This window comes from Cupriavidus sp. UBA2010 (genome assembly GCF_002335265.1).
Lineage (GTDB): Bacteria > Pseudomonadota > Gammaproteobacteria > Burkholderiales > Burkholderiaceae > Cupriavidus > Cupriavidus metallidurans.
The window spans coordinates 164,501-188,794 of the sequence record NZ_DDCI01000024.1 but is presented as its reverse complement, the minus strand read 5'-3'; the positions used below and the strand labels follow the sequence as shown (position 1 = coordinate 188,794).

Annotated in this window: 24 protein-coding genes; 11 read left to right on the top strand and 13 right to left on the bottom strand. The window is 64.4% G+C overall.

Annotation, left to right across the window (positions count from 1 at the left end):
* Positions 1–18 precede the first annotated feature (18 nt).
* Entirely contained in the window at positions 19–927 is a 909-nt protein-coding gene (locus B2246_RS20055) for an alpha/beta fold hydrolase (RefSeq protein WP_286880610.1), read from the bottom strand.
* A 395-nt stretch (positions 928–1,322) separates the two neighbouring features.
* Between B2246_RS20055 and B2246_RS20050 the strand changes: the two genes are divergently transcribed.
* A complete protein-coding gene (locus B2246_RS20050) occupies positions 1,323–1,865 on the top strand; it encodes a hypothetical protein (protein ID WP_241227842.1) in 543 nt (180 codons plus the stop codon).
* A 45-nt stretch (positions 1,866–1,910) separates the two neighbouring features.
* Here B2246_RS20050 and B2246_RS20045 read toward each other — a convergent pair whose 3' ends face one another.
* On the bottom strand, positions 1,911–3,503 hold the full coding sequence (locus B2246_RS20045) for a TerC family protein (protein WP_008643916.1): 1,593 nt from the start codon (positions 3,501–3,503) through the stop codon (positions 1,911–1,913).
* 231 nt (positions 3,504–3,734) lie between these two features.
* Here B2246_RS20045 and B2246_RS20040 point away from each other — a divergent pair, with 231 nt between their 5' ends.
* Together B2246_RS20040 and B2246_RS20035 are read left to right on the top strand one after the other, a co-directional pair.
* The gene (locus tag B2246_RS20040) at positions 3,735–4,169 is read left to right on the top strand and encodes a nuclear transport factor 2 family protein (protein WP_008643917.1); all 435 of its coding nucleotides are present in this window, start codon (positions 3,735–3,737) and stop codon (positions 4,167–4,169) included.
* A 123-nt stretch (positions 4,170–4,292) separates the two neighbouring features.
* Positions 4,293–5,315 carry an alpha/beta hydrolase family protein gene (locus B2246_RS20035; protein ID WP_008643918.1) on the top strand — a complete coding sequence of 341 codons (1,023 nt, stop codon included), beginning with the start codon at positions 4,293–4,295 and terminating at the stop codon, positions 5,313–5,315.
* A gap of 8 nt (positions 5,316–5,323) precedes the next feature.
* On the opposite strand, the gene B2246_RS20030 is transcribed toward B2246_RS20035, so the two are convergent.
* Positions 5,324–5,722, bottom strand: a complete 399-nt coding sequence (locus tag B2246_RS20030) for a DUF1801 domain-containing protein (RefSeq protein WP_008643919.1) — start codon at positions 5,720–5,722, stop codon at positions 5,324–5,326.
* A gap of 375 nt (positions 5,723–6,097) precedes the next feature.
* Between B2246_RS20030 and B2246_RS20025 the strand changes: the two genes are divergently transcribed.
* On the top strand, positions 6,098–7,480 hold the full coding sequence (locus B2246_RS20025) for a glutamate decarboxylase (RefSeq protein ID WP_008643921.1): 1,383 nt from the start codon (positions 6,098–6,100) through the stop codon (positions 7,478–7,480).
* Between the two features lie 67 nt (positions 7,481–7,547).
* Here B2246_RS20025 and B2246_RS20020 read toward each other — a convergent pair whose 3' ends face one another.
* Positions 7,548–8,432, bottom strand: coding sequence for a LysR family transcriptional regulator (locus tag B2246_RS20020; protein WP_008643922.1), 885 nt, complete (start codon positions 8,430–8,432; stop codon positions 7,548–7,550).
* Positions 8,433–8,568: 136 nt separating this feature from the next.
* Between B2246_RS20020 and argC the strand changes: the two genes are divergently transcribed.
* Positions 8,569–9,498 carry an N-acetyl-gamma-glutamyl-phosphate reductase gene (gene argC, locus B2246_RS20015; RefSeq protein WP_035882394.1) on the top strand — a complete coding sequence of 310 codons (930 nt, stop codon included), beginning with the start codon at positions 8,569–8,571 and terminating at the stop codon, positions 9,496–9,498.
* 141 nt (positions 9,499–9,639) lie between these two features.
* Here the strand turns inward: argC and B2246_RS20010 are convergent, their stop codons facing one another.
* The 3 genes from B2246_RS20010 to B2246_RS20000 all read right to left on the bottom strand — a co-directional run bounded on the left by B2246_RS20010 (position 9,640) and on the right by B2246_RS20000 (position 12,715).
* Positions 9,640–10,632, bottom strand: a complete 993-nt coding sequence (locus B2246_RS20010) for a Bug family tripartite tricarboxylate transporter substrate binding protein (RefSeq protein WP_035882393.1) — start codon at positions 10,630–10,632, stop codon at positions 9,640–9,642.
* Positions 10,633–10,748: 116 nt separating this feature from the next.
* On the bottom strand, positions 10,749–12,176 hold the full coding sequence (locus B2246_RS20005; RefSeq protein WP_286880609.1) for an amidase: 1,428 nt from the start codon (positions 12,174–12,176) through the stop codon (positions 10,749–10,751).
* Positions 12,177–12,271: 95 nt separating this feature from the next.
* A complete protein-coding gene (locus B2246_RS20000; protein WP_035882391.1) occupies positions 12,272–12,715 on the bottom strand; it encodes a hypothetical protein in 444 nt (147 codons plus the stop codon).
* 245 nt (positions 12,716–12,960) lie between these two features.
* On the opposite strand from B2246_RS20000, the gene B2246_RS19995 reads away from it, so the two are divergent.
* Positions 12,961–13,506 (top strand): GNAT family N-acetyltransferase, encoded by a 546-nt coding sequence (locus tag B2246_RS19995; RefSeq protein WP_286880608.1) that lies wholly within the window; start codon positions 12,961–12,963, stop codon positions 13,504–13,506.
* A 42-nt stretch (positions 13,507–13,548) separates the two neighbouring features.
* The gene (locus B2246_RS19990; protein WP_286880607.1) at positions 13,549–13,992 is read left to right on the top strand and encodes a VOC family protein; all 444 of its coding nucleotides are present in this window, start codon (positions 13,549–13,551) and stop codon (positions 13,990–13,992) included.
* Here B2246_RS19990 and B2246_RS19985 read toward each other — a convergent pair.
* The gene (locus tag B2246_RS19985; RefSeq protein ID WP_286880606.1) at positions 13,989–14,933 is read right to left on the bottom strand and encodes a LysR substrate-binding domain-containing protein; all 945 of its coding nucleotides are present in this window, start codon (positions 14,931–14,933) and stop codon (positions 13,989–13,991) included. The genes B2246_RS19990 and B2246_RS19985 overlap by 4 nt on opposite strands.
* A 116-nt stretch (positions 14,934–15,049) precedes the next feature.
* Between B2246_RS19985 and B2246_RS19980 the strand changes: the two genes are divergently transcribed.
* Complete coding sequence (locus tag B2246_RS19980) at positions 15,050–16,441, top strand: FAD-binding oxidoreductase (protein WP_286880681.1); 1,392 nt, start codon at positions 15,050–15,052, stop codon at positions 16,439–16,441.
* 37 nt (positions 16,442–16,478) lie between these two features.
* On the opposite strand, the gene ampC is transcribed toward B2246_RS19980, so the two are convergent.
* Positions 16,479–17,651, bottom strand: coding sequence for a class C beta-lactamase (gene ampC / locus B2246_RS19975; protein ID WP_286880605.1), 1,173 nt, complete (start codon positions 17,649–17,651; stop codon positions 16,479–16,481).
* A 96-nt stretch (positions 17,652–17,747) separates the two neighbouring features.
* Here ampC and B2246_RS19970 point away from each other — a divergent pair, with 96 nt between their 5' ends.
* Complete coding sequence (locus B2246_RS19970) at positions 17,748–19,478, top strand: Na/Pi cotransporter family protein (protein ID WP_008643937.1); 1,731 nt, start codon at positions 17,748–17,750, stop codon at positions 19,476–19,478.
* A gap of 44 nt (positions 19,479–19,522) precedes the next feature.
* Here the strand turns inward: B2246_RS19970 and B2246_RS19965 are convergent, their stop codons facing one another.
* Positions 19,523–19,888, bottom strand: coding sequence for a glyoxalase superfamily protein (locus B2246_RS19965; RefSeq protein ID WP_029307866.1), 366 nt, complete (start codon positions 19,886–19,888; stop codon positions 19,523–19,525).
* Positions 19,889–20,049: 161 nt separating this feature from the next.
* On the opposite strand from B2246_RS19965, the gene B2246_RS19960 reads away from it, so the two are divergent.
* Positions 20,050–21,213: an AAA family ATPase gene (locus tag B2246_RS19960; protein ID WP_008643942.1), complete on the top strand. Its 1,164-nt coding sequence runs from the start codon at positions 20,050–20,052 to the stop codon at positions 21,211–21,213.
* A gap of 2 nt (positions 21,214–21,215) precedes the next feature.
* Positions 21,216–21,812 (top strand): class I SAM-dependent methyltransferase, encoded by a 597-nt coding sequence (locus B2246_RS19955; protein ID WP_286880604.1) that lies wholly within the window; start codon positions 21,216–21,218, stop codon positions 21,810–21,812.
* Between the two features lie 68 nt (positions 21,813–21,880).
* On the opposite strand, the gene catA is transcribed toward B2246_RS19955, so the two are convergent.
* The 3 genes from catA to B2246_RS19940 are packed head-to-tail and all read right to left on the bottom strand — an operon-like array spanning position 21,881 to position 24,279.
* Positions 21,881–22,798, bottom strand: a complete 918-nt coding sequence (gene catA, locus B2246_RS19950; protein WP_286880603.1) for a catechol 1,2-dioxygenase — start codon at positions 22,796–22,798, stop codon at positions 21,881–21,883.
* Between the two features lie 27 nt (positions 22,799–22,825).
* Positions 22,826–23,896, bottom strand: a complete 1,071-nt coding sequence (locus B2246_RS19945; RefSeq protein WP_186426534.1) for an NADH:ubiquinone reductase (Na(+)-transporting) subunit F — start codon at positions 23,894–23,896, stop codon at positions 22,826–22,828.
* 20 nt (positions 23,897–23,916) lie between these two features.
* Positions 23,917–24,279 (bottom strand): phenol hydroxylase subunit P4, encoded by a 363-nt coding sequence (locus B2246_RS19940; RefSeq protein WP_008643948.1) that lies wholly within the window; start codon positions 24,277–24,279, stop codon positions 23,917–23,919.
* Positions 24,280–24,294: the final 15 nt, after the last annotated feature.

The following is a 24,294-nucleotide window of genomic DNA, read 5'->3' as shown; positions in this document are numbered from 1 at the left end:
AAGCCGGGGCCCTCCAAGCTATTGCGCGAGGAAATCGACGATCGCGCCGACTGTAGCCTGTGGTTGTTCTTCCATCAGCCAATGCCCGGCATTCGGAATAACCAGTTCTTTCACGTTGGTCGCGGCATTGCGCATGACGATCGCTTCGTTCTGGCCAAAAGACTTCGCGCCGCCAATCGCCAGCACCGGCATGGTCAGCTTGGTCGCCAGCGATTTCTGGTTATCCTCGGCGTCTTGCGGAATCGAGAGGAATTGCGCGAACGCTGAATGCATCGCGCCCGGCTTGGCGTAGAGCCGGGCATAGTGAACCCGTGTGGCTTCGTCGATCTTCGAAGGATCTCCGGCGAACTCGTTCCAGAACATGTCCAGGTAGATGCGTTCCCGGCCCTTTACCAGCCGCTCCGCATCCGGGCCGCCGAAGGAAAAATGCCACAGCGCTGGCATCCGGACAATCTGTTCCCACGGCGGGATTCCCGGCACCGGCGCGTCCATGACGATCAGCCTTTTCGTCTTGTCCGGATAGCGCGCCGCATAGGCAAAGGCGACCATCGTGCCGATGTCGTGGCCGACCACGTCTGCCTGGTCGATGTTCAGTTGCGCCAGCACCGACCGGATGTCCCCAGCCTGCGTGCGCTTGTCGTAGCCGCCGTCAGGATGCGACGACAGCCCCATTCCGCGCAGATCCGGCACCACCACCGTATGGGTGCGTGCCAGTTCGGCGGCCAGTGGCGCCCACATGTCCCCGGTATCGCCAAAACCGTGCAGCAGGACCACCGCAGGCCCGCTGCCACCCACCCGCACATACAGCGTCGCGCCCTCGGTCTGGATATTCTGGTGCCGGAAACCTGGCGGAAATGGCTTCACCTGTGCTTGCAACGGCTGGACCATGGCAAGCATGAACACGACGGCGGCAAGGAGTCTTCGCATATTGTTCTCCGGGGCGGGAGTGGCCGGTGTTGGAAAGTCACGTTATTGGATCGCCTGAATGGCTGCGCTTCGCGCGAGCCCCCTGAAGCGTAGTGCAAGTCGCGCACAACGCAAGGCGCTGCCGCGCCGCATATTGGCTGTCGATGCCTGAACCGATCGGCTTCACGCCCGCCTGCTGACGCCCTGCTCCCTGGAGATCCGCCGAGCACTGCTGATACCATGACGATCCGAATACGCCGACACGTCAACGACGCCAAAAGAACAACGCCAATTCCTGTCAGATGCATCTACTTCGATCTGCCGCACTGGCAACCGCCCTGCTATCCCTGATGGCCTGCACAACCCGGCCGTTCCAACCGTCGCCACCCCTGTATACCCTTTGGTCCAAGCCGGGGGTGAACGAGGCAGGCGTGCGCAGCGCCATGCTCGGCTGCGGATTCGTTCACGCAGGCTATGTCGACGGCACCACGATGACTAGCGACGACCATGCGCGCGCGCAGCTCTGCATGATCGACAATGGGTTCGTCTATCAAGACAGGCGCATCGTCTGCACGGACAATCCAGATCTGCCGGCCTGCGCCAATGTGCCGCGTGGCAAGACCTTCGGTACCGACCCCGACTTCGACCCCGCGCTGCTCAAGCGCCGCCCGCCCCGCCCACCCGCATATACGTACTGGAGCCGCCCCGGCACCGATACTGAAGGCGTCAAGCGTGCCATGGCGGCGTGCGGCTACTCCACGGTTATCGAGCCCATCGACACAATGCTGCTGAACGATATCGCGGCGGCCGAGCTTTGCATGATCGACAAACAGTTCATCTATGCGCTTCCGGCTAACGCGCTGCTTTGCAAGAACCCGCCGGGGCTGCCTGCCTGCAGGCATCGCGTCATTGATGCCGCGCGCTGCTGCGCGCCACCGAAAGCAGCGGGGCAACGCTGAACTCAGGGCGCCAACCGTGCCTGCGGCGGTATCCGACAGGTGCGCTCAGGCACCCGAGTCAATCGGGGTGCCCTCGGCATCGGCGGTAGCCCTTCCCGGGGCCTGAACGTCGACGCGCTCGATCCGGCGATCGCTCACCGCCGTGACCGTGAAGCGATAGCCCTCCAGATCGAGCGTCATCCGTGGTTTCGGCACCATGCCGAAGTGCTCGAGCAGCAAGCCCCCAAGCGAAGCGGCGCCTTTCGCCGAACTCACCCAGGCGGGGTCGAGGCCGAGCGCCTGCGCCACACCATGCAGATCCGCTGCGCCATCCATGAGCCAGTGCCCTTCGTCGATCTTTGTGATCGTGGTGGTCTCGTCCTCGTCGGGAAACTCGCCCGCAATGGCTTCGAGGATGTCGATCGGTGTCACCAGACCAACGATCGCACCATACTCGTCCGCCACCAGCACCAGGCGGCCGCGCGAATGCGAGTCCTTCAGGGTATCGATCAAACGCAGGATATTGATCGACTCGTGGACCACGATTGGCTCACGCAGGCTCTTAGCCTCGTCGATGGCGCCCTTGTCGAACAGGTCTCCGAGCGCATCCTTGCCGCGCACGACGCCAATCACGTTGTCCAGTTCGCCACGGCATACCGGCAAGAAGCTGTGCGGGTCATCAAGAATCTGCTTGCGCAGCGTACCGGCGTCGGCGTTCACGTTCAAATATGAGATATCGGCGCGCGGCGTCATCAGGGAGTGGACGGATCGTTCGGCCAGTGTCATCACGCCACTCACCATGCTGCGCTCTTCCGGCGCGAACGGTAGCGGTTCATCCCGCTTCACGGCCCCGCCTTCTGGCGCCTCCGACGCATTGGCGCGCCGGTCGCCCAGCAGGCGCAATACGGCATCGGCTGTTCTCTGCCGCATCGGCACCCGCGCCATATGACGTAGAAAGTTGCGCTGCGCGACCTGGTTGAATGCCTCGATCAGCACCGAGAATCCGATCGCCGAATAGAGGTAGCCCTTCGGAATATGGAAGCCGAGCCCTTCCGCCACCAGGCTCATGCCGATCATCAGCAGGAAGCTGAGACACAGCACCACCACCGTCGGGTGCGCGTTCACGAATCGGGTCAGCGGCTTGGAGGCAATCAGCATGACGCCGACCGCGATCACGACGGCGGCCATCATCACGCCGAGATGGTCGGCCACCCCCACCGCAGTGATCACCGCGTCCAGCGAGAACACCGCGTCGAGAATCACGATCTGGGTCACTACCACCCAGAAGCCGGCGTACTCGGTCTTGCCCCCCTCCATATGTGGCATGCCCTCCAGCCGCTCATGAAGTTCGAGCGTGGCCTTGAGCAACAGGAAGAAGCCGCCCACCGCCAGGATCAGGTCCCGGGCCGACATCGAAAGCGGCCCAATGGAGAACAGCGGCCGGGTGAGCGTGATGAGCCACGACATCACCGACAGCAAGCCGAGCCGCATGAACATCGCCAGCGACAGGCCAACCACCCGCGCCTTGTCGCGCTGGCTCGGCGGCAACTTGTCCGCGAGAATCGCCACGAAGATGAGGTTGTCGATGCCGAGGACGATCTCGAGCACGACCAGCGTGACCAGTCCGATCCAGATCGAGGGGTCAGTCAACCATTCCATGGCGGGATTTCACGTGGGGAAACGTGCACTGTAGCCGGAATCGACGGGCCGCCACAGCAAGGCAGCCGTGAGCCTGCATCGACTTTCGGGCGACTTGACCGTCCCTCGATAACCGATGGAAGCATCTAAACCGGACATGGCACCACACTGCGCCGTCGTGTACTATGCAACCAGTTGCATAGTACACGACCGTATCCAACCGGAGACGGCGCCACCATGAGGAGACACGACATGACCGCAGCAGGACTTTCCCCGGCAGCCGCAAAGACGCTGGCAACCTGGCATGACCTTCTGGCACGCAACGCCATGGAGGAACTCGATCCCCTGCTGTCCGACAGCATTGTGTTTCGCTCGCCGGTCGCGCATACACCTTACCCGGGCCGTGCTGCGATCAAGCTGGTCCTGAAAACCGTCAACACGGTATTCAAGAACTTCACCTATCACCGCACGTTCGCCACGGCGGACGGGCTGGGTGTGGTGCTCGAATTCAGCGCCGAGGTCGACGGCAAGGCGCTCAAGGGCATTGACATGCTGCGCTTCGACCAGGCGGGCAAGATCGAGGAATTCGAAGTGATGGTGCGCCCGATGTCGGGACTGCAGGCGCTCGGCGCAGCCATGGGCGCCAAGCTGGCTAGCCAGAAGCACGTACTGGCCGGACAAGACTGACAGGCCGCTGGCGATTGCCGAGGCGAGGGGCCCTGTGGCCTCAGTTTCGGCAAGACGCCAGCCACGCCAGCGGCTATGCTTCCGGCACCGGGATCGCGCCTCCCGCCAACGACGAGGATTCGCATGCATAGGTTTCGCTGGGCCGGCCTGCTGCTGGCATTGCTGTGCGGGATTGCCCGTGCCTCGATGGGGCTGACCGAATTGCCGGCCAGCGGGGATGACGGCCCGGTGACCGTCTATTACCCATCGAACGATGCGAGCCACCCGGTAAAGCGTGGGCGATTCCTGCTCGATGTCGCGGTGGAAGGCCACCCGGTGGCGGGCAACGGCAGGCTGATTGTGATCTCGCACGGTTCGGGTGGCGCGCCGTGGGTCCATGCCGACCTCGCGCGAAACCTGGTCGACGCGGGATACATCGTTGCCATGCCGCTGCACAAGGCGGACAACTATCTGGATAGCAGCGACCCCGGCCCCGACAGCTGGACCATCCGGCCCGCAGAAGTATCGCGCGCCATCGACGCGATGGGCCGAGACGCGCGATTCGCGTCGATGCTTCGGCTGGACAAGGTCGGCATGTTCGGGATATCCGCAGGCGGCCATACCGCGCTAAGCCTGGCGGGAGGACGCTGGTCACCGGCACGGTTCATGCAGCATTGCGATGCCCATATCGCAGAGGATTTCCAGACCTGCGTCGGGTTGACCACAAGACTGACGGGCGGCCCACTGGACGGCGTGAAGGAATGGGTGGCCCTGCGCGTGATTCACCACCGTTTTGACGACGACACCCCACGCGCCACCTTCGATCCACGCATCGCGGCAGTGGTGGCCGGCGTGCCCGCCGCCGCGGACTTCGACATGGATTCACTGGTCCGGCCAGCCGTACCCCTTGGCCTGGTCACGGCCGAACAGGACCGCTGGCTGATTCCGCGCTTCCACGCGGACCGGGTACTGGCGGTCTGCCAGACCTGCGAGCATGTCGCCGACATGCCCACGGGCGGACACGGCGCATTGCTGTCGCCGCACCCGCCGGGTCTGACCGGACTCCTGGGCGAACTGCTCAACGATCCCCCCGGCTTCGATCGCGCCGAGGTTGCTGAAGTCCATCGCAAGATCGTCGCGTTCTTCGGGCGACACCTGCTGCCATAACGCAGTGACTACTTGCGGGATTTCGACTGGTTGAGCGCAACGGCAGCCTGGATAAGCGCTTTCAGCGAAGGCTCGTCGATCTCCTCGCCTTCATGAAAGTCGATCGCACGCCGCGTGTTGCCTTCGAGACTGGCATTGAAAAGCCCCGCCGGGTCTTCCAGCGACGCCCCCTTGGCAAAGGTCATTTTCACGACGCTCTTGTAGGTCTCGCCCGTGCAGAGAATGCCGGCGTGCGACCACACCGGCACGCCCCGCCATTTCCATTCCTCGATCACTTCGGGATCGGCGGCCTTCACCACCGCGCGTAGCCGCGCCAACATCGCGCCGCGCCAGTCACCCAGCTCCTGGATCCTCCCGTCGATCAATCGGGAAGCCGAATCGCTCTCTCGCGGTTCGCTCTTTGTCATCCCAGTTTCTCCTCGAAAACACACCTCGGTACTACGGCAGATTCGGGCATGTCAGGCAGTCGAATTACGCACACCGGGTACCTGACTGACAGCGGAGTCGAGTATAGCTTTCCCATCACCGCGGGCCTCATCACGCGAGAGTGATTTTGTGCGTCCGTATTGGCCTAAAGCACAATGATTTCTGAGGGGCTTCGCTTCTATACTCGTGTCGAGCCGCGTGCCCGGGGTACGTCCACGGAACGCGGCGCCGCAGCCGGCGCCTGCCCTTCCCTCCCGCGCTTTCCGCACCCGTTCGTCTTCCTGTTCGGTGCCTTCGCGCCGTGACCGGGTATCGGGTCGCCGGTTCTCGCCATGTCAACGTTACGAGGGGTATCCATGAGCGACATGCAAGAGCACAAGGTCACACCGTACGACCAGTTCAACTACGAGGTGCCTGAAAACGTCTTCCCGCGTGAAGGCATCTCGGCGAATGCAGCGGCCGCGATCGTGATCAGTGACGAATGGACCGACACCAACCCCATGCTCAACATGTCGTCGTTCGTCACCACGTTCGCGGAACCGGAAGCCCGGGAAGTTGCCGCGCGCAATATCTTCAAGAACTATATCGACCACGACATGTATCCGCGGCTCTTCGCCATGGAAGGCCGCATGGTGCGCTGGCTGCATGAGTTGTGGAACGGTCCGAAGGGCGTGGAGCCGTACGGCACGTGTACGGTAGGCTCATCCGAAGCCTGCATGCTCGGGGGCCTGGCACACAAGTGGAACTGGCGCCAGCGCCGCCAGGCCGAAGGCAAGGATGCCACCCGCCCGAACATGGTGACGGGCGGCAACGTGCAGATCGTGTGGAAGAAGTTCCTGCGCTACTTCGATGTCGAGCCGCGCATCGTGCCGCTGAAGCCGGGCAACTACTGCCTGACCGCCGAAGACCTGGACAAGTACGTCGACGAGAACACGATCTGCGTCGTAGCCATCGCCGGGCAGACCTTCACGGGCGAGGATGACGACATCCAGGGCATTCATGACTGGCTCGATGACTACGAGAAGCGCACGGGCATCTCGGTCCCCATGCATATCGACGGCGCCTCCGGCGGCTTCGTCAACCCGTTCCTCTACCCCGACTACAAGTGGGACTTCCGCCTGCCGCGCGTGCAGTCGATCAACGCCTCGGGCCACAAGTACGGGCTGACGCCTCCGGGCCTCGGCTGGGTGGTGTTCCGCGAACGCAAGATCTTCAACGAGGAACTGGTGTTCTACGTGAACTACCTGGGCGGCGAAATGCCCACGGCCACCCTCAACTTCAGCCGCAACGCATTCCAGGTGGCCGTGCAGTACTACCAGTTCCTGCGGCTTGGGTTCGACGGCTACAAACGCGTGATGCAGCACACACTGGACAACGCGATCTTCCTGCGCCAGCAGCTCGTCGATAGCGGGTACTTCGAGATCATGAACACCACGCAGCGCATTCCGGTGGTGGCAGTGACGCTGAACAAGAAGTACAAGAACTTCAACGAGTTCGATGTCTCCAACAAGGTCCGCGAGAAAGGCTGGGTGCTGTCCGCGTACACGATGCCGCCCAACGCCGAATCGGTCACGAGCCTGCGCGTGGTGGTACGTCCGCATGTGAACCACAATGTGGCGCAACTGCTTGCCACCGATATCATCAACGCCTGCAAGTTCCTCGAGGCCAACGGTGGCAATGCCAAGCCTCCTGCATTGCACAAACATGCCGAAGCGCAATCGACATCGTTGAAGTGCTGATGGGTGGATGACTGGCCGGCCGAGGGCACGCAATGCCCCCGGCCGGCTTTTTCTTTTTGGGCAACGCCTACGCCAGCCGCAGATCCCGCAACATATCAAGCACATGCTGCGTGGAACGCTCCACGTACCCCGCACGATGCGCAATACCGAGCCGACGCCACAACGCCGGGCGCAGCGGACGCATGACGATGCGCTTGTCGGGCGATGGCGCCGTCTCCTCAAGGGGTAGTAGCGAGGCGCCGTAGCCGGCCGCCACCAGACTCTTGATCGCGTCGTTGTAGTTGAGCTGAATGCGGGGCGCGGGATGATACCCCGCAGTCGCGAACCACTCCGTAGTCAGACGTGAAAGTCGCGTGGTCGCGTCATTGAGAATGAGAGGTTGGGCGGCGAGCCATTCAGGCGTGACGCGTGCTGGGCACTCCCAATGCGCCGGCAAGAAAGCCATCACGGGGTCGCGGCGCCAAGGCTTGATCACGAGCCCGGCTACCGGCGGCTGCGGCAGTGCAACCAGCCCAACGTCCAGCGTCCCATCCGCCAGTCGGGACAACGTTTCATGTGAAGTCAGCACCGCCACCTGTATGTCGATCGCGGGATGGTGCTGGCGCAGCCCTTCGAGCGCTTGCGGCAACAGGTGCGCGATCGCCCCCGTCGACGCACCGAGCCGCACCCGCCCTTCCAGCCCCTGCACCTGGCGTTGAATATCGTCCAGCGCCCGCTCCGCATCGGCCAACAGCCGACGCGCGCGCTCCACCAGCACCTCCCCTATTGCCGACGGCCTGACTTGTCCGCGCTTGCGCGACAGGAGTGGAGCGCCAATGCGGGCTTCGAGTTCGGCGATATGGAGGCTGACCGTTGGCGGCGCCAGATGCAACGCTCGCGCCGCATCGGCAAACGAGCCGCGCTCTGCAATGGCAACCAGAGTGCGCAAGCGGTCCAGGCTGATCTCTCGCATGTCGGCGTCCTGATTCAGAAAAACTGAATGTCTGTGTTATGAAATTCAACTTTCTCTATTGTAGCTATACACGGAATATAGGGGCTCGCTCTTCGTTCTACTGCCTCCAACCCAAAGTCAGCGGAGTATTTCACCCATGAGCTCTCCCATTGTTTTCATCGACGGCGACCAAGGCACCACCGGGTTGCTCATCCACGAACGGCTGCGTAACCGGACCGATATCAGACTGATCACGCTTGCTGCCACGGAGCGCAAGGATCTGCAGCGTCGCGCGGAAGCCATCAACGCCTGCGACATTGCCATCCTCTGCTTGCCGGATGCCGCCGCGCGCGAGGCTGTGGCCACGATTGTCAATCCTGCCGTTCGCGTCATCGACGCAAGCTCCGCGCACCGTACACAGCCGGACTGGACTTACGGGTTTCCTGAGATGGCGCCGGGTCAGGCTGAGAACATTGCGAACGCGCGCCGGGTCACCAATCCCGGCTGCTATCCGACCGGTGCGATTGGCCTGCTGCGTCCGTTGGTGCAGGCTGGGCTCATCCCGGGCGATTACCCCATCAGCATTCATGCGGTATCCGGCTACTCCGGACGGGGACGCGCCGGCGTGGAGGAATACGAGGGACCGGGAGCCGCCAGCGCGCCTTCCTACCAGGTATATGGCCTGGAACTCGCGCACAAGCACACGCCGGAGATCCAGCAGCACGCCGGGCTCGCGCTGCCTCCTATTTTCGTCCCCGCATACGGCGCGTTCCGCCAGGGCATCGTGCTGACTGTGCCGCTGGCGTTGCGGCTGCTGGCACCCGGCGTGGATGGCGCCACGCTACACGCCTGCCTCGCGCGGCACTATGCCGGGGCAGACCACGTGCAGGTCTTGCCACTGTCAGAATCGTCCGCCTTGAAGCACCTGGACCCGCAATTGCTGAATGGCACGAACGACATGCGCCTGAGCGTATTTCCTGGCACGGAGCACGGGCACGTTCTCCTGTCCGCCGTTTTCGACAACCTCGGCAAGGGCGCATCCGGCGCTGCGATTCAGAACCTGAACCTGATGCTCGCGTCGCGATAGTTGCCATTGGGCTGAAATGACAGACGGCCACGTCCAGATGCCAGCGCATGGTTGCGCGGATCTGTTCGTGGCCGTCATGCGCGGGACACGAGCGGGCGATGAATCGCCCCAGCGTTCATCGCCCCCTGGCAGTGGCCGGCATCAATCCTCGGCCACGAACCCGGTCGACTCGACGATCGGCTTCCATGCCGCGCGTTCTGTCTGGATGCGCTTGCGCGCCGCTTCGCCGGATTGGGCGTTCACCTCAAGTCCCAGCGTCTCCAGTTTGGCCGCGCTCGACGCATTGGTCGATGCGTGGAGGAACGCCTTTTCGAGCTTCGCCTGCTCTGCGGCGGGCGTGCCGGCGGGCACGAAGGCGCCGTACCAGCTGGTCGCGAATTCGTACTGGTTGATGCCCTGCTCCTTCATCGTCGGCACTTCCGGCAACGCCTTGGCACGTCGCGTGCCGCTCACGCCAAGAAGCTGGATCTTGCCGCCCTTGTACAGCGACATCATGCTGGCTACCGCATCCCAGCCGATCGACACGTTGCCGCTGATCACGTCCACCAGCATTGGCGATGCGCCACGGTATGGCGTGGGCGTGATGGCCACGCCCGATGCCTTGCCCAGCGCCACCGTGCCAAGGTGGCCCGCGCTGCCGATCGTAGCCAGGCCGAGACTGGCCTTGGACGGATGCTGCTTCGCCCAGTCCAGGAATTCCTTCATGTTCTTGTACGGCTGCTGCACGCCGGCGGCCACGGCAGTCGGCACGTCGGTTAGCACTGCCACGGGCACGAGGTCCTTGTCGGCGTCGTAGCTGAGCTTCTTGTACGTGAGCGGGAAGATCGTGAACAGTGGCGACGGGCCGATGAAGATCGTCTTGCCATCGGGCTTCGACCGCTTGACGTAGTCGAGCGCCAGCCGGGCAGATGCGCCCGGACGGTTCTCCACGATCACTGTGCCTTGCCCGTCCTGACGCAGTTGCTCGGCGTAGATCCGGGCCAGACTGTCGGCGGCACCGCCCGGCGCGTAGCCAACGATGATGTGCATCGGCACATCGTCCGCAGCGGATGCCGGCGCGGCAACGATCATGAGCCCGCTGAACGCGGTGCCAAGCAGCCAAGTCAGGCGGCCGGGATGAAACTTGACGGTCATGAGGAATGTCCTGTGGTGAAAGCGGGAAGCCTGGGAAGGCGCAAGCAAAGGGTGGTGATGTCGGCGTCGATCTCGATATTGAGATCGGTATCGGCATCACGCGGCATCACGTGGTGTCACAGCGACGGCCACCGGTCCAGGAAGCCGTGGGCCGATTCGAACAACGCGGCGGAACGCAGAAGTTCCGCGTCGCGGCGGAACCGTCCAACCAGTTGCAGCCCGATCGGCAGATCGTCGCTGCCAAAGCCGCACGGCAGGCTGATCGCGGGATGGCCGGTCATGTTGAACGGCATCGTCCACGGAAACCAGTTCGCGCGCACGTTGTCGTGTACGTGTCCGTCGATCTCGATCGTGCCAAACAGATCCTGGTCGATCGGCAGCGCGGTGCGCATGATGGTCGGCATCGCCAGCAGGTCGGCGCGCTCGAGCAACGCCTGCACGCGCTGGAACAGCCGCGAACGGTCGAACATCGCCTGCTGGTACGCCACGCCACTGACTTGCGCGGCCGACTCCACCTGACGTACGAACGTTGCGCTTAGTTCGTCGCGATGACGCTCGACGATTTCGACAAAGCGCGTGCGCCAGACGGTGTGGTTGATCGCGCGCCAAAGCGGCTCGATATCGTTGAAGCCGTCGCCATCGAACGGCTCTAGCTCCGCGCCGAGCCCGGCTAGCGCTGCCAGCCCCTGCTCGAACGCGCGTGCCACATCCGCGGCCACTGGGCGGCCCGGCGGCGCCAGGCAATAGAGGATGCGCTTGCCACGCAGATCGCCCTGGGCGCGCGCGGCATCGACATAGTCGGCCTTCGGCATGCCGATCGACCACGGATCGCAGGCGTGCTCGCCCGCCATCGCCGCCATCATCAGGCCGGTATCGGCCACGGTGCGCGTGGTAGGGGTGACATAGGTCTGGTTGCCGTACAGGTCCTGCGCCTGGCTATGTGGAATCACACCGTTGCTTTGCTTGATGCCGACCACACCGTTACAGGCAGCCGGAATCCGCGTGGACCCACCGCCGTCGGTGGCGACAGCCAGTGGCGCGATGCCGCTGGCCACCGCCACGGCCGCACCGCCGCTGGAGCCGCCACTGGTCCGTTGCGCGCTCCACGCGTTACGTGTGCGCCCGAACAGCGGCGAATCGGTCAGGCACTTGGAGCCAAACTCCGGCGTGGTGGTCTTGCCGATCAGGATGGCGCCCTGTTCGCGCAGGCGGGCCACCGCGACGGCGTCCTGCTGCGGCACGTTGTCCCGCAACGGCGCCGCGCCGAAGGTCGTGCGCACGCCTTGCGTGTTGACGATGTCCTTGACCGTGAACGGCACGCCGTGGAGCAAGCCGAGTGGCTCGCCAGCCATGACCATTCGTTCTGCCTGGCGGGCCGATTCCATCGCCCGCTCGGCGTCGAGCGTGATAAAGCAGTTCAGTTCAGGTTGAAGGCGCTCCGCGCGCGCCAGGACTGCCGAGGTGATGTCTACCGGGGAGACACGTTTGTGCCGGATGGCGTCGGCCAACTCGGTGGCCGACAGAAAGCAGAGGGACTCGCTCATTGTTTCGTGTAAGGCAACGTCAAGAACTGCAGCAACTTCCACAGTCTGCCATGAGCGATGCGGCTGGAGAAGCCGGGTAACCCCGCTGGCGCGGCTCAGTGATGCATGGCACCCCCGCCATGGAAGCCGCCGCCCGGCGCGCCACCATGGAACCCGCCAGGCGCTCCACCGTGCACGAAGTGACCGCCCCGCACGATCACGCCGCGACTGGGAAAGAACACATGGTGCATGACGTGCGGACGATGATGGTGGTCGATGAAAATCACGCCGGCAAACCCCACATACGGCGTCCAGTACCACGGGTCGTAGTAATAGTCCCCGCCGCCATAGCCCACATCGCCGCTATCCACCATCTGCCACGTGCCATCGGGCTGCAGGCAAGCCACCCCCGCAATGGTCTGCATCACGCCGCCGATCTCGGCCTGCCCAACCACCTGCTGGCACATCGTCGACATGTCCTGCGCCCATGCGCCACCAACGCCACCGCCCAGGCCGAGTCCGGCGATTGCCGCTGCCACGGCCGCCAATCTCTTGCCCATGATCCTCACCCCGACTTCAGTGTCCCGACGTCACGACACGCGGTTGCGCATCCCGCGGCACATCGGTTTGCCTGCGAGACCTCGGCGGGACGTCATCGACAGCACGGCTCCCCGCATGATGTAAACCACCCCCAGAACCACTTTATTCCACGCCAGTCGATGTTTGTAGCCGGCCCGCCGGATTTGGATTCCCGACGCCGCTTGCCTACCATGAATCAGCCCAAATGGAACCGAGCCATCACCCTATGCAAGCCACGGCCCCGACGCTGCCAACCTGTGTGACCCTGCGAAACGGCAATCAGGTGCTGATACGAACGATCCGCCCGCAGGACAAAGGCGGCATCCTGACGGCCTTCCATCGTCTTTCCGATGATTCGCGGTATACGCGGTTCATGGCGTCCATGCACGATCTGCCGGACGCGTTGCTGGAAACGGCCGTTCACCCGACGCCGGTCCGCGAATGCGCGCTGGTCGCCATGGCGGGGACGGAGGACAAGGGTGATCTGATTGGCGGCGCCCGCTTCACGATCGACCCGCACTCCGGATTCTGCGAATTCGCGGTGACAATCGTCGACGGCTGGCATGGTCTTGGCCTGGCGCGCCATCTCATGGAGATCCTGATCGCGACGGCGCGGGCTGCCGGCTACCACACGATGATTGGCTACGTGCTGGCATCCAATACCGCGATGCGCGGCCTGGCGCATCGGCTGGGTTTCACGGACACGATGTGCCCCGACGACGCCACCTTGCGCGTGGTCTCCCTGGATCTCACCGCATCCCCCGCGCCCTGAACCACCAACCATCCAACCATCCGACCAGCCAACCATCCGACCATGCATCCTCGCCTCACGCTTCTCACGCTGGGTGTCGGCAGTCTCGAACGGTCGCTGGCGTTCTATCGCGACGGTCTGGGCTGGCCGACCCGGGGCGTCGTCGGCACCGAGTTCGAGCATGGCGCCGTGGTCTTCTTCGATCTGGAGTCAGGACTGCGGCTGGCGCTCTATCCGCGCGAATTCCTGGCCAAGGATGCCGCAACCGATACGCCCTTGGGCATCCCGTCGATTTCGCTGGGTCACAACGTCCGCTCCCGTGCCGAAGTCGACGCTGTCATCGATCAGGCACGCCGTGCCGGAGCCATCATCCTCAAACCCCCGGTGGATACCTTCTGGGGTGGCTATGCCGGCTACTTTCAGGACCCCGACGGCTATATGTGGGAGGTCGCCTGGAACCCGGACCTGATGCCGCCCGAGATGCCGCCCGGGATGCCACCCAACTAGGCCGGATGTTCACCCACCGGCGTCCCGGCCGTCGACAGCAGCCAGCCTGAAAAGCCCTCCACCGCTGCCAGATCCGGATGGCCGGCGGCATGGGCCACGTAGAAGCCGAAGCCGGGCAACCCCAGCGCGTGCGCCTTGCGCAACGCCCCACTGCGCAGCAGGCCGTCCACCACCACGTTGCTGCATAGCGCCACGCCCTGGCCGGCCACTACCGCGTCGATGGCGTGTAGTTCCTCGCGAAAATTCAGGTCATGGCGGGCACGCCGAGCCGACGAGTCGCCTGCGGCGAGACCCGCAGCCGCGAACCACTGCGTCCAGGTCGGGGCGTGCGGGTCGCCGCTGCTCCACTCGTAGTGGATCAGGGGGATATGCGTGAGATCGCCGATATCGAATGTCGCCTGCCCTTCCCGCCCCGCCCTCGCCAGCAGCACCGGGCTGGCCACGGCGAAGAAGGTATCGCGCGCGAACTCCGTGCTGACCAGCCCCTTGGGCGCGCAACGCGCGTAGCGAATGGCGACGTCAGCCTCGCCCGCAGCCAGGTCCAGGACGCGGTCCGTGCCGATGATCTCCAGCGGCCACTCGGGATGCAGCCCCTGCCAGGCCGGAAGGCGCGGAACCAGCCAGCGGCTCGCGAAAGCGTTCGGACTGGTCACGCGCAGCGGGCGTGCCGCACCGGGCTGCCCAACGGTCGCCACGGCCTCGGCAAACAGCGCGAAACCGCTGCGCAGCGCCGGATAGAGCCCCTCCCCCGCCACGGTCAGCCGGAGCGGACGCGGGCGTCGCTGGAGCAACGCCTTGCCGCAGATCTGCTCGAGCATCCGGATCTGATGGCTGATGGCGGTCGGCGTCACGTTCAGCTCCGCCGCTGCGGCCTTGAAGCTGCGGTGACGCGCAACCGCCTCGAATGCCTGCAATGCGCGCAGGGGCGGCAGTTTTTGCATGGGTCCAGTCTAGGTGAGCTTTTCTCATCTACAAGCTGAGATCTTTGCCTTTGCACCCGGCAGCCGCGCGCACCACCATGGTCTCGGGGGGCGTGACCAACTTGGGGGGGGGCGTGATGCGATCAGATCGGCAAGAGGCATCCGGGGACGGCGGCAATCCAGGGTTCGAGGCGTTCCGGCAGACGTTGCGTGGCCAACTCGTCCAGCGCGGGGATCCTGACTACGACGTGGCGCGCAAAGTCTGGAATGGCGCGATCGACAAACACCCGGCGTTGGTCGTCTACTGCACCGACGCCACCGACGTGGCGGGGGCCATACGGTTCGCCCGGGCCACCGGCCTGACCATCGCGGTCCGCAGCGGGGGGCACAATCTCGCCGGACTTTCCACGTGTGACAACGGCATCGTCATTGATCTGTCGCGTATGAAGCGCATCGACGTGGATGTCACGCGGCGCCGCGCCCGCGCGGAGGCAGGGCTCAATCTCGGTGAGTTCGACCAGGCAACGCTGCGGCATGGCCTGGCCACGACGATGGGGGTCAATAGCGATACGGGTATCGCCGGGCTGACGCTGGGGGGCGGGTTCGGCAAGCTGGGCCGCAAGTACGGGCTGAGTTGCGACAACCTGGAGGCCGTGGAAATCGTCACCGCCGACGGGGAACGGCTGCACGCCAGCACGACCGAGCACCCGGACCTGTTCTGGGCGATACGCGGCGGCGGTGGCAATTTCGGCATCGTCACGGCGTTCCATTTCCGTCTGCATCCGATTCCCGCCAGACTGCCGGTATGCGCCGTGGTCTACCCGTGGGATCAGGCTCGGGAGGCGATGCTGCACTACGATGCTTTCGCCCGCGCCGCCCCCGATGACGTTGCGGCCGACGCCGCGCTCGTCACCCAGCCATCGGGCGAGCGATGTCTCAGCATCTCCGCGTGCCATGTCGGGCCGGATGGCACCGAAGAGGCAAGGCAGGCAGCGCTGCGCCCGCTGGTCGAGTTCGGCAACCCGGTCGACGCCCAACTCGACTTCATTCCGTATCTACAAATGCAGTCGGCCAGCGATGCGCTGTTCCCGCGCGGCCGGCGGTATTACTGGAAGGCACAGTTCCTCCGCCAGATTCGCGCGGGGGCGGTCGATGCCCTCCTCGCTGCCTATGCCCGCGCGCCCTCGCCGGGCTGCCTGGTGGTGTTCCAGCAGGTCGGCGGCGCCATCGCCCGCTTACCTGACGAGGCCACCGCATACGGAAACCGGTCGGCGGACTTCGACTGCTTCCCGCTGGCCATCTGGGATGACCCGGCCGACGACGACAAACACCGGGAATGGGCGCGCGACCTGTGGGAAGCGGTCCAACCGTACTCGACGGGCGGGGTGTACGCCAACAACCTCGGCGCGGAAGGCGCCCAACGCACCCGCGCCGCGTATGGCGTCAACCATCCGCGGCTGGTTGCCGTGAAGCGCCAATACGATCCTGACAACGTCTTCAGGCTGAATCAGAACATCGACCCGGCCTGATCCCGACCCGATGCCGACCCGATGCCGGTGCCGGGGCCTACTGCGCGTCCAGCGCCTTCAGGATCTGGTACGCCGCCCGCACGCGCTCCGGGATCGGCAGATTGCTGTTCGCCAGCATTACCACGCCGATCTGACGAACCGGGACGAACACCACATAGGCGCCGAAGCCGTTGGTGGAGCCGGTCTTATTGATCAACATGTCGGCCCTGGGCGGCTGCGGCGGCGCCAGCCGTGCGACTTCCTTCGGCTCCAGCATCCCGGCAGCGTTGCCCGTCAGCAGATCCTCGAGCGAGGTTGGCCAGGCGTACATTTCCCAGCCCAGGCCCTGGGTCATGGGGCCAACGCGGAAGTAGCCGGTGTGTGTACCGGTAACCGCCCGCTGCAACGTCGGCTCCAGCCGCGCGCCATCCATATTGGCTTCGACGAACCGAATCATGTCGGCCGCCGTGGTCTTCACGCCATAGGCTTCCGAGTCAAACACGCCGGGGTTCACGCGGATCGGCTTGCCGTCCTTGTAGCCATAGGCATAGTCGCCCATGCGGGACTGCGGCACCCGGATGAATGAGTGCTTCAGGCCCAGGCCCGGAAAGATGCGGTGCTCCATCAGGTTATCGAACGGCTCTCCCAGGCTCCGCGCGGCCAGATAACCGAACAGGCCGATGCTCGGGTTCGAGTACTGCCGATGCGTGCCAGCCGCGTACGTCGGCTTCCAGTCCTTGAAGTAGGCCAGCATCTGGGCGGAGGTGGTCACTGCATCGGGGAACTGCAACGGCAGCCCGCCTGCCGTGTACGTCCCGAGTTCCAGCAGGCTGATCGCATCGAGGCTGCTACCCGCCAGTCCGGGCAGGTACTGGCTAGCCTTGTCCGAGAGCGATATGGCGCCACGCTGCGCCGCGTACGAAGCCAGCGTCGCCGTAAACGTCTTGCTGACCGACCCGATCTCGAACAACGTGTGTTCGGTGACCGGGGTGGCGTCCGCCTTCGATGCCAGGCCGAAGTTGAAGACCTGGGACTTGCCGCGGACTGTTACAGCCACGGCCATGCCGGGTACCTCGTACTGCGCCATGACGGGTCGGACGGTATCTGCCACCAGCCGTGCCAGACGATCCTCCGCGACGGGCACGCCGTCACCCGCGGCATGGGCGCTGGCCGTGCAAAGCGCCAAGGCGGCGGTAACGGTTCGAAGGCGGGAGAACGCGAAAATTTTCATGGTGAAGGCAAAAAAAACAATGGCGTGAAATGGTATCGGAAACTCGTACAATGGCACGGTCGCTGGCTTGCGTAGACCCATTGCCCAAAGCTGCCCATGCTCAATGGTTTGAATCTGAATCTGATCGAGATCACTGGCCTGCTCGTCGGCGGCCTGGCCCTGTTCCTGTTCGGTCTGGATCTGATGACCCGTGGTCTCAAGGCGATTGCCGGCGCGCGGCTGCAATCGCTGCTGGGTACCCTGACCGCCAACCGCTTTCGCGGCGTGCTGGCCGGCGCGGGCATCACAGCCCTGCTGAACTCCTCTACGATCACCACGGTACTGCTGGTGGGCTTTGTCTCCGCCGGGCTGATGACGCTTCAGCAATCGATCCCGGTGATCATGGGTGCCAATATTGGCTCGACGCTGACCGCGCAGATCATCGCTTTCAACATTTCGGCGATCACGCCGTTCATGCTGGCTGGCGGCTTCCTGCTGCAAGGTTTTGCCAAGCGCGAGCTGCTGCAGCAGCTTGGCGGCGTGGTACTCGGGCTCGGCCTGCTGTTCCTCGGTATCGAATTCATGGGCGATGCCACGCGCCCGCTGCGTAATTTCCAGCCGTTCATCACGGCGATGCAGGAAATGCGCAATCCGTGGATCGGCATTCTGATCGGCGCGGTCTTCACGGCCGTCGTGCAAAGCTCGGCGGCCACGCTGGCCATCGTCATTGCGCTGGGTAGCCAGGGACTGATTCCGCTCGAATCGGGCATTGCGCTGATACTGGGCGCCAACGTGGGCACTTGCGGCACGGCGCTGCTCGCGTCGATCGGCAAATCGGCCGAGGCGGCCCAGGTGGGCATCGTCCATCTGCTGTTCAATGTGCTCGGCGTGCTGTTCCTCGTCTTTATCATTCCGCAGTTCGCGGACTTCATCCGCGAAATCTCTCCGTCCTCGCCGGAGTTGACCGGCGCCGCCCGCCTGGCCGCCGAAACCCCGCGACAGGCCGCCAACGCCCATACCGTATTTAGCGTGTTAAGCACCGCCGTGCTGATCTGGTTCACCGGACCCATCGGCAAGCTCGCCCAACGGCTGGCGCCACCGGCGCGTGAAGGCTGGCAAGACCCTGGCCTGCCGCGATTCCTGGACGACACGCTGGCCGGGATGCCGGCGCTGGCCATCCCCCGTGTGCAGCTTGAACTGGTATCGCTGGGCAAGCAGGTCCAGGAACTGGTCGAACACAGCGCCGCGCTGGTCGTGGAAGGCGATTCGCAGGAACTCGTCACGCTGACCGACCAGGACAAAGCTGCCGATTCGCTGAGCACGGCCATCCTGACCTATATCGGACACCTGTCGGACGCGGTTCACAACGATGATGAAGGCCATCAGCTTGTGGATCTGGCGCGGATCGCCACGTGCCTCGACGCCATTCGCGAGGTTGCCACCACCAGCATGCTGGCGCTGAGCCAACGACGGCTTTCGCATGGCGCGGATGCGGCATCGCTACGTAACCCGGAGTCGGCGGGCTTTGCGGCGATGGTGTCCGAATACCTGGCGCTGGCGGTGGAGACGATCGCGCATCCGGACACCGAAGTCGCCACGCGCATCGTCAATGCCAAGCCGGAAATCGAAGCGCAGGCCGGCGTCGCGCGGCAGGCCATCATGAGCGCCCTGCCGTTGCGGAGCGCCGTGGACGCGATCAACTTCCGGCTTGCCAACGACATGATCGAACAGCTCAATGAAGTGGCACGGCTGTCCCGGGCCATCGCCAAGGCGAGCGGGTCACTAAACGAAGTGAAGATGTCCGACACACCTCCCGAGCCGGCAGCCGTCGGCGCGGCTGTGGCCTAGTCCCTGGCCTAGTCCCTGGCCTAGTCCCTGTCCTGATCCCGGTCTTAATCCTTGGTGAACTCGCAGAACCGCAGGCGGTTCCCGAACGGGTCGGCCACCTGCATTTCGCGGCCCCAGCCCACTGCCTCTACGCCGGGCCGCGCGTATCCGTACTGTTTGGCGATCAGTTCGCGCTGCAGCGCGTCGATGTCCTCCACCGGAATGAATACAGCGGACCCGGGCGTGGCATCACCATGATGCTCGCTGAGGTGCAGTGTCAGCCCGGAGCGCCTGACCTGCATGTAAAGCGGAAGGTCCGGCTCGAAGCGGTGCTCCCAGTCGACCTGGAAGCCAAGGAAGTCGAGGTAGAACTCCCTGGCTTTCTCGACCGAGAAGATCCGGAGAATGGGAATGGCTGGCGAAAGTACCATGGGAGGCGCTCCATGCCGATACATTGGCGTGACAGAGAAAGTGGCAATCATGCCACTTTCCATCGCTTTTGCACGCCGGCCTGCCGACTTTTACTGTAGTTTATGAAATACGTATAATTATTTCATTTGAATAATTCACGCTAATTCACATCACGCGCCCGATGAGCAACATCTACCAACGGCCGGAACTCGCCAAACAGATGGCCAGGCAACTCCTGCAACCCGGGGTACTGGACGAGGGCCTGCGCTCGGGCCTGTTCCTTTCCGGCCTGCGCCGCACGGGCAAGACCACGTTTTTAATCAACGACCTGATTCCCGCGCTCGAAGACCTTGGCGCGATCGTGATCTATGTGGACCTGTGGAGCGACACGCAGCGCAGCCCCGCCCGGCTGATCCTGGAAGCCGTCAAGAAAACACTGACCGAGCTGGAGTCCCCGTCTTCCACGATCCTTCGCAAGCTCAAGCGTCTGGCCAGTGCCGACATCGCCGCCTTCGGCTTCAAGTTCAGCTTCAAGCTCGACACCCTCGGCGAGGCTGGCGGCGCGACGCTGGCCCAGGCGCTGAAAGAAGTCGTCGATCAGGCCGGCGCCGATGTCGTGCTGATCGTCGACGAAGTGCAGCACGCCATCACCTCGGACGAAGGCAATCAAATGCTGCTGGCGCTCAAGGCCGCACGGGATGCCATCAATCCCCGCCCCGACACCACAGGGCATTTCCTGTTCGTGGGAACCGGCTCGCATCGCGCGCTGGTGGGCGAACTGACCGCGCGGCGCAACCAGGCTTTCGCCGGCGCCACGTCCGTCGCCTACCCGGTGCTCGACCAGGAATATATCGACTATCTGCTGGCGCGCCTGTCCTCCGAGGGCTTTACGGCCCTGCCCTCGCGCGATGTCGCCATCAAGGCGTTCCAGGCGCTTGGCCATCGGCCCGAGGAGATGATCCGGGCGTTGCGGCAATTGCATTTCCACCTGCCAGCGGACAGCAACCCCGACGAGCACCTGCCGACCATCGCCAACACGCTGCGTTCGGCGGCTGCCGACGTGGAACTGATGAAGCTCGAACAACTTGGCGGCCTGGCAACCGCGATCTTCGACCGCATTGCCACCACGCAAGGCGACGCACGGGGTTTGTTCTCGGCCGACGCGGCCGCGGCGTACTCCTTGGCCATAGGCCGGGAAGTGAAGGTCGAGGAAGCACAGCCGGTGGTCAACGAACTGATGGCAAGCAACCTGATCATGCGCAAAGGGCACGGCCTGTACGGCATCACCGACCCGTTCGTGCAGGAGATGTGGCGCGAACGGAAGTCGCTTGAAGGAAAACTCTGACCATGCCCAAGACAAGCACGGCCGGCTATGGCGAGCAGGCCAGCACCCTCGTCGTCCAGTACGAAAGCATCACGTTCGAGGATGTCCATCGCGACGTGCTCCACCTGTTGCCGGCGCCGCCGGCCCGGATTGTCGATGTCGGCGCGGGCACCGGGCGCGATGCCGCCGCCCTGGCACGGCGCGGCCATCACGTCGTGGCGGTGGAACCGACCGCAGAACTACGCGAGGCTGGCCGCAAGCTGCACGCGGATGTGGATATCGACTGGCTCGACGACGCCCTGCCCGCGCTGGCCAGGCTGCGCGAACGGCCGACGCGCTTTGACGTGATCATGCTGACCGCCGTGTGGATGCACCTCGATGCCGACGAACGCGCCCAGGCAATGGGTGCCGTCGACGCGCTGCTGGCCGGCCACGGCCTGGTGTTCCTGTCCCTGCGACACGGCCCGGTGCCGGCCGGCCGGCGCATGTTCGACGTATCGGCCGCCGAGACCATCGCACTGGCGGAGCCATATGGCCTGCGCAGCGCGCATTGCAGCCAGCGCAGCGGCCTGATGGATCGCACCGACGTGCATTGGACCAATCTGGTCCTGCAACGCTAAAGCCAGAGCGCGGCGAGGGCCGCCCCGAAACCCGGGTATCCAGGGCGACCCTCTCCAGACAACGACGCTCAGGCCTCCACCGATGCCCGCTGTCGCGCGACCTCGGCCTGCGGAGCATCTGCCTGGTCCGCGTGAAGCGTGAAGTCGAAGCGGATCGACGCAAACGGCTTGTCCACGCCAAGCGCGGCCATTGCCGCCGCATCGCTCACGCGCGTGATCGGCGGTACCAACCCTTCGCGCGTGGCAAAAGCGAAGTCATCCCACAGGTACGGATCGCCATCGATGTTGATCTGCGTGGTCAGCTTGCGATGGCCCGGTGCCGAGACGAAGAAATGGATATGCGCCGGGCGGGTGCCGTGGCGGTCGAGCTGCTTGAGCAGACGGTCCGTTGCCCCATTCGGCGGCACGCTGTAGCCCACCGGCATGATGCTGCGGAAGCGGTAGCGGCCCTCGCCATCGGTCACGATACTGCGACGCAGATTGAACGCGCTCTGCGTCGGGTCGAAGTACGAGTAGTTGCCGAGTGCATTGGCGTGCCAGACCTCGACCACGGCATTGGCCAGCGGCTGCCCCGCGCCGTCCTTGACCTGCCCTTCCATCACCAGCACTTCGCCCTCGCCCGTACCGTCGTCCAGGCGCGCCTCGCCCTGCGCCACCGGCGCGCCTGCCACGTAGAGCGGGCCTTCGATCGTGCGGGGCGTGCCACCGGCAATGCCTGCCTGGCTTTCGGCCTCGTCCATGCGCAGGTCCAGAAAGTGATCGAACCCGAGCCCCGGCGCGATCAGGCCCAGCTCGCCCGAGCGACCGGCTTCTGCCAGAAAATTGAGGCCGGACCAGAATTCCTCGGGCTGGATATCCAGGTCCTCGATCATGTGGAACAGGTCGCGCACCATCCGATGCACGATGGCCGCGATGCGCGGATTGGCGTGCTGGCCGGTGGCTTCCTCGATGCGGTTCAGTACGGTGTCGATCTGGATCTTGTCCATGGTTGTCTCCTTTGTGGTGGGAATGCTTCAGAGTGAGCGGAACAGCGGACTGCGGGTGGCCTGGCTGGCGTCTGCCGCCGACAGGAACTTCTCGGTGAAGATGTCTTTCTCGAACAAGCGCCCCTGCATCAGGGCGGCGATGCACGACTCGATCATCGGCGGTGGCCCGCACAGATAGGCCCGCCAGCCACGGAAGTCGTAGCCGAAATGACTCCCGGCGGCCTCGTGCACATAGCCGCGCTCGCCGGCCCATGCACTGCCTTGCGCCTCGGCCGACAGCACGGGCACATAGGTGAAGTTGTCGTGCCGGGTGGCCAGCGCTTCGAAGGCCTCGCGGTAATACAGTTCGTCAGCGGTCCGTGCGCCATGCACGAGCACGATCTGGCGCTGGTCGCCGGACTCCAGCAGGTCGAGGATCATCGAACGCGGGCTCGACAATCCCGACCCGCCAGCCATGAACACCAGCGGGCGCGGATCGCTCTTGCGTACGAAGAAGCGCCCGAGCGGCCCCGATAGCTGCAGGCGCTCGCCCACGGCAAGTTGCTCGTGCACGTAGGTTGTGGCGCTGCCGCCCGGCACCAGCCGGATATTCAGTTCGATCTCGCCCGCCGACGGCGCCGACGCGATCGAGAAGGCGCGCGGGGTGGCTTCCTTGCCGATCCATACGTTGACGTACTGGCCCGGCTGGAAACGCAGCGCAGCGCCCCCTTCCACACCCTCCACACGCAGGAACACGCCCTTGATGGTGGGCGTCAACGCTTCGATGCGCGTGACTTCGGCGGTGAAGTCCATCAACGGCAGGAACTGCGCGTCGGGCTCGGGATCGATGTCGGCCTCGATCGTCAGGTCGGACATCGGCGTGGCGCAGCAGGCCAGACACTTGGCCTCCTCGCGCTCGAAGTCCATCAGCGCGAACGGCGATGCTTCGCCGTGCTCGATCTCGCCGTCCACCGTCTGCACCTTGCAGGTCCCGCACAGACCATGCCCGCAGGCATGGGGCAGCCACACGCCGGCGCGCAGGCAGGCGTCAAGCACGGTCTGTCCTTCGGCAATGTCGATGGTCTGGCCGAGCGGTTCGATGGTGAGCTGATAGGTCATGGCAACCTCCTGCAGCAAGTTCAGTTGGCCGAGCCGGCGATGCCCGGCAGGCCGGGGGTACGCAGGCGCAGCAGCGACTTGTGGCCAAGCCCGTTGTCGACCAGGCTTGCGGCCGCATCCGGCGTGAATGGCGTATCGCCGCGCAACCACTGCACTTGCGCCCAGTCGATCCGGGCGCCTTCCGGGTGGGCACCCAGCAGCGGCACGATGACGTCGGAGACCAACGCGCCGAACGGCATGTCAGGCGGCAGCGGCAACGTGAATGGGCTGCAGAACAGCCGGTGCTGGTCCCAGCCGAAGTACACGAGCTGGTTGCCGTGGAAGTTTTCGATCCGGTCGCGGACCTCGCCGGTGTAGCCCGGTTCCAATGCGATGACTGGCATGATCTGGTCTCCTTG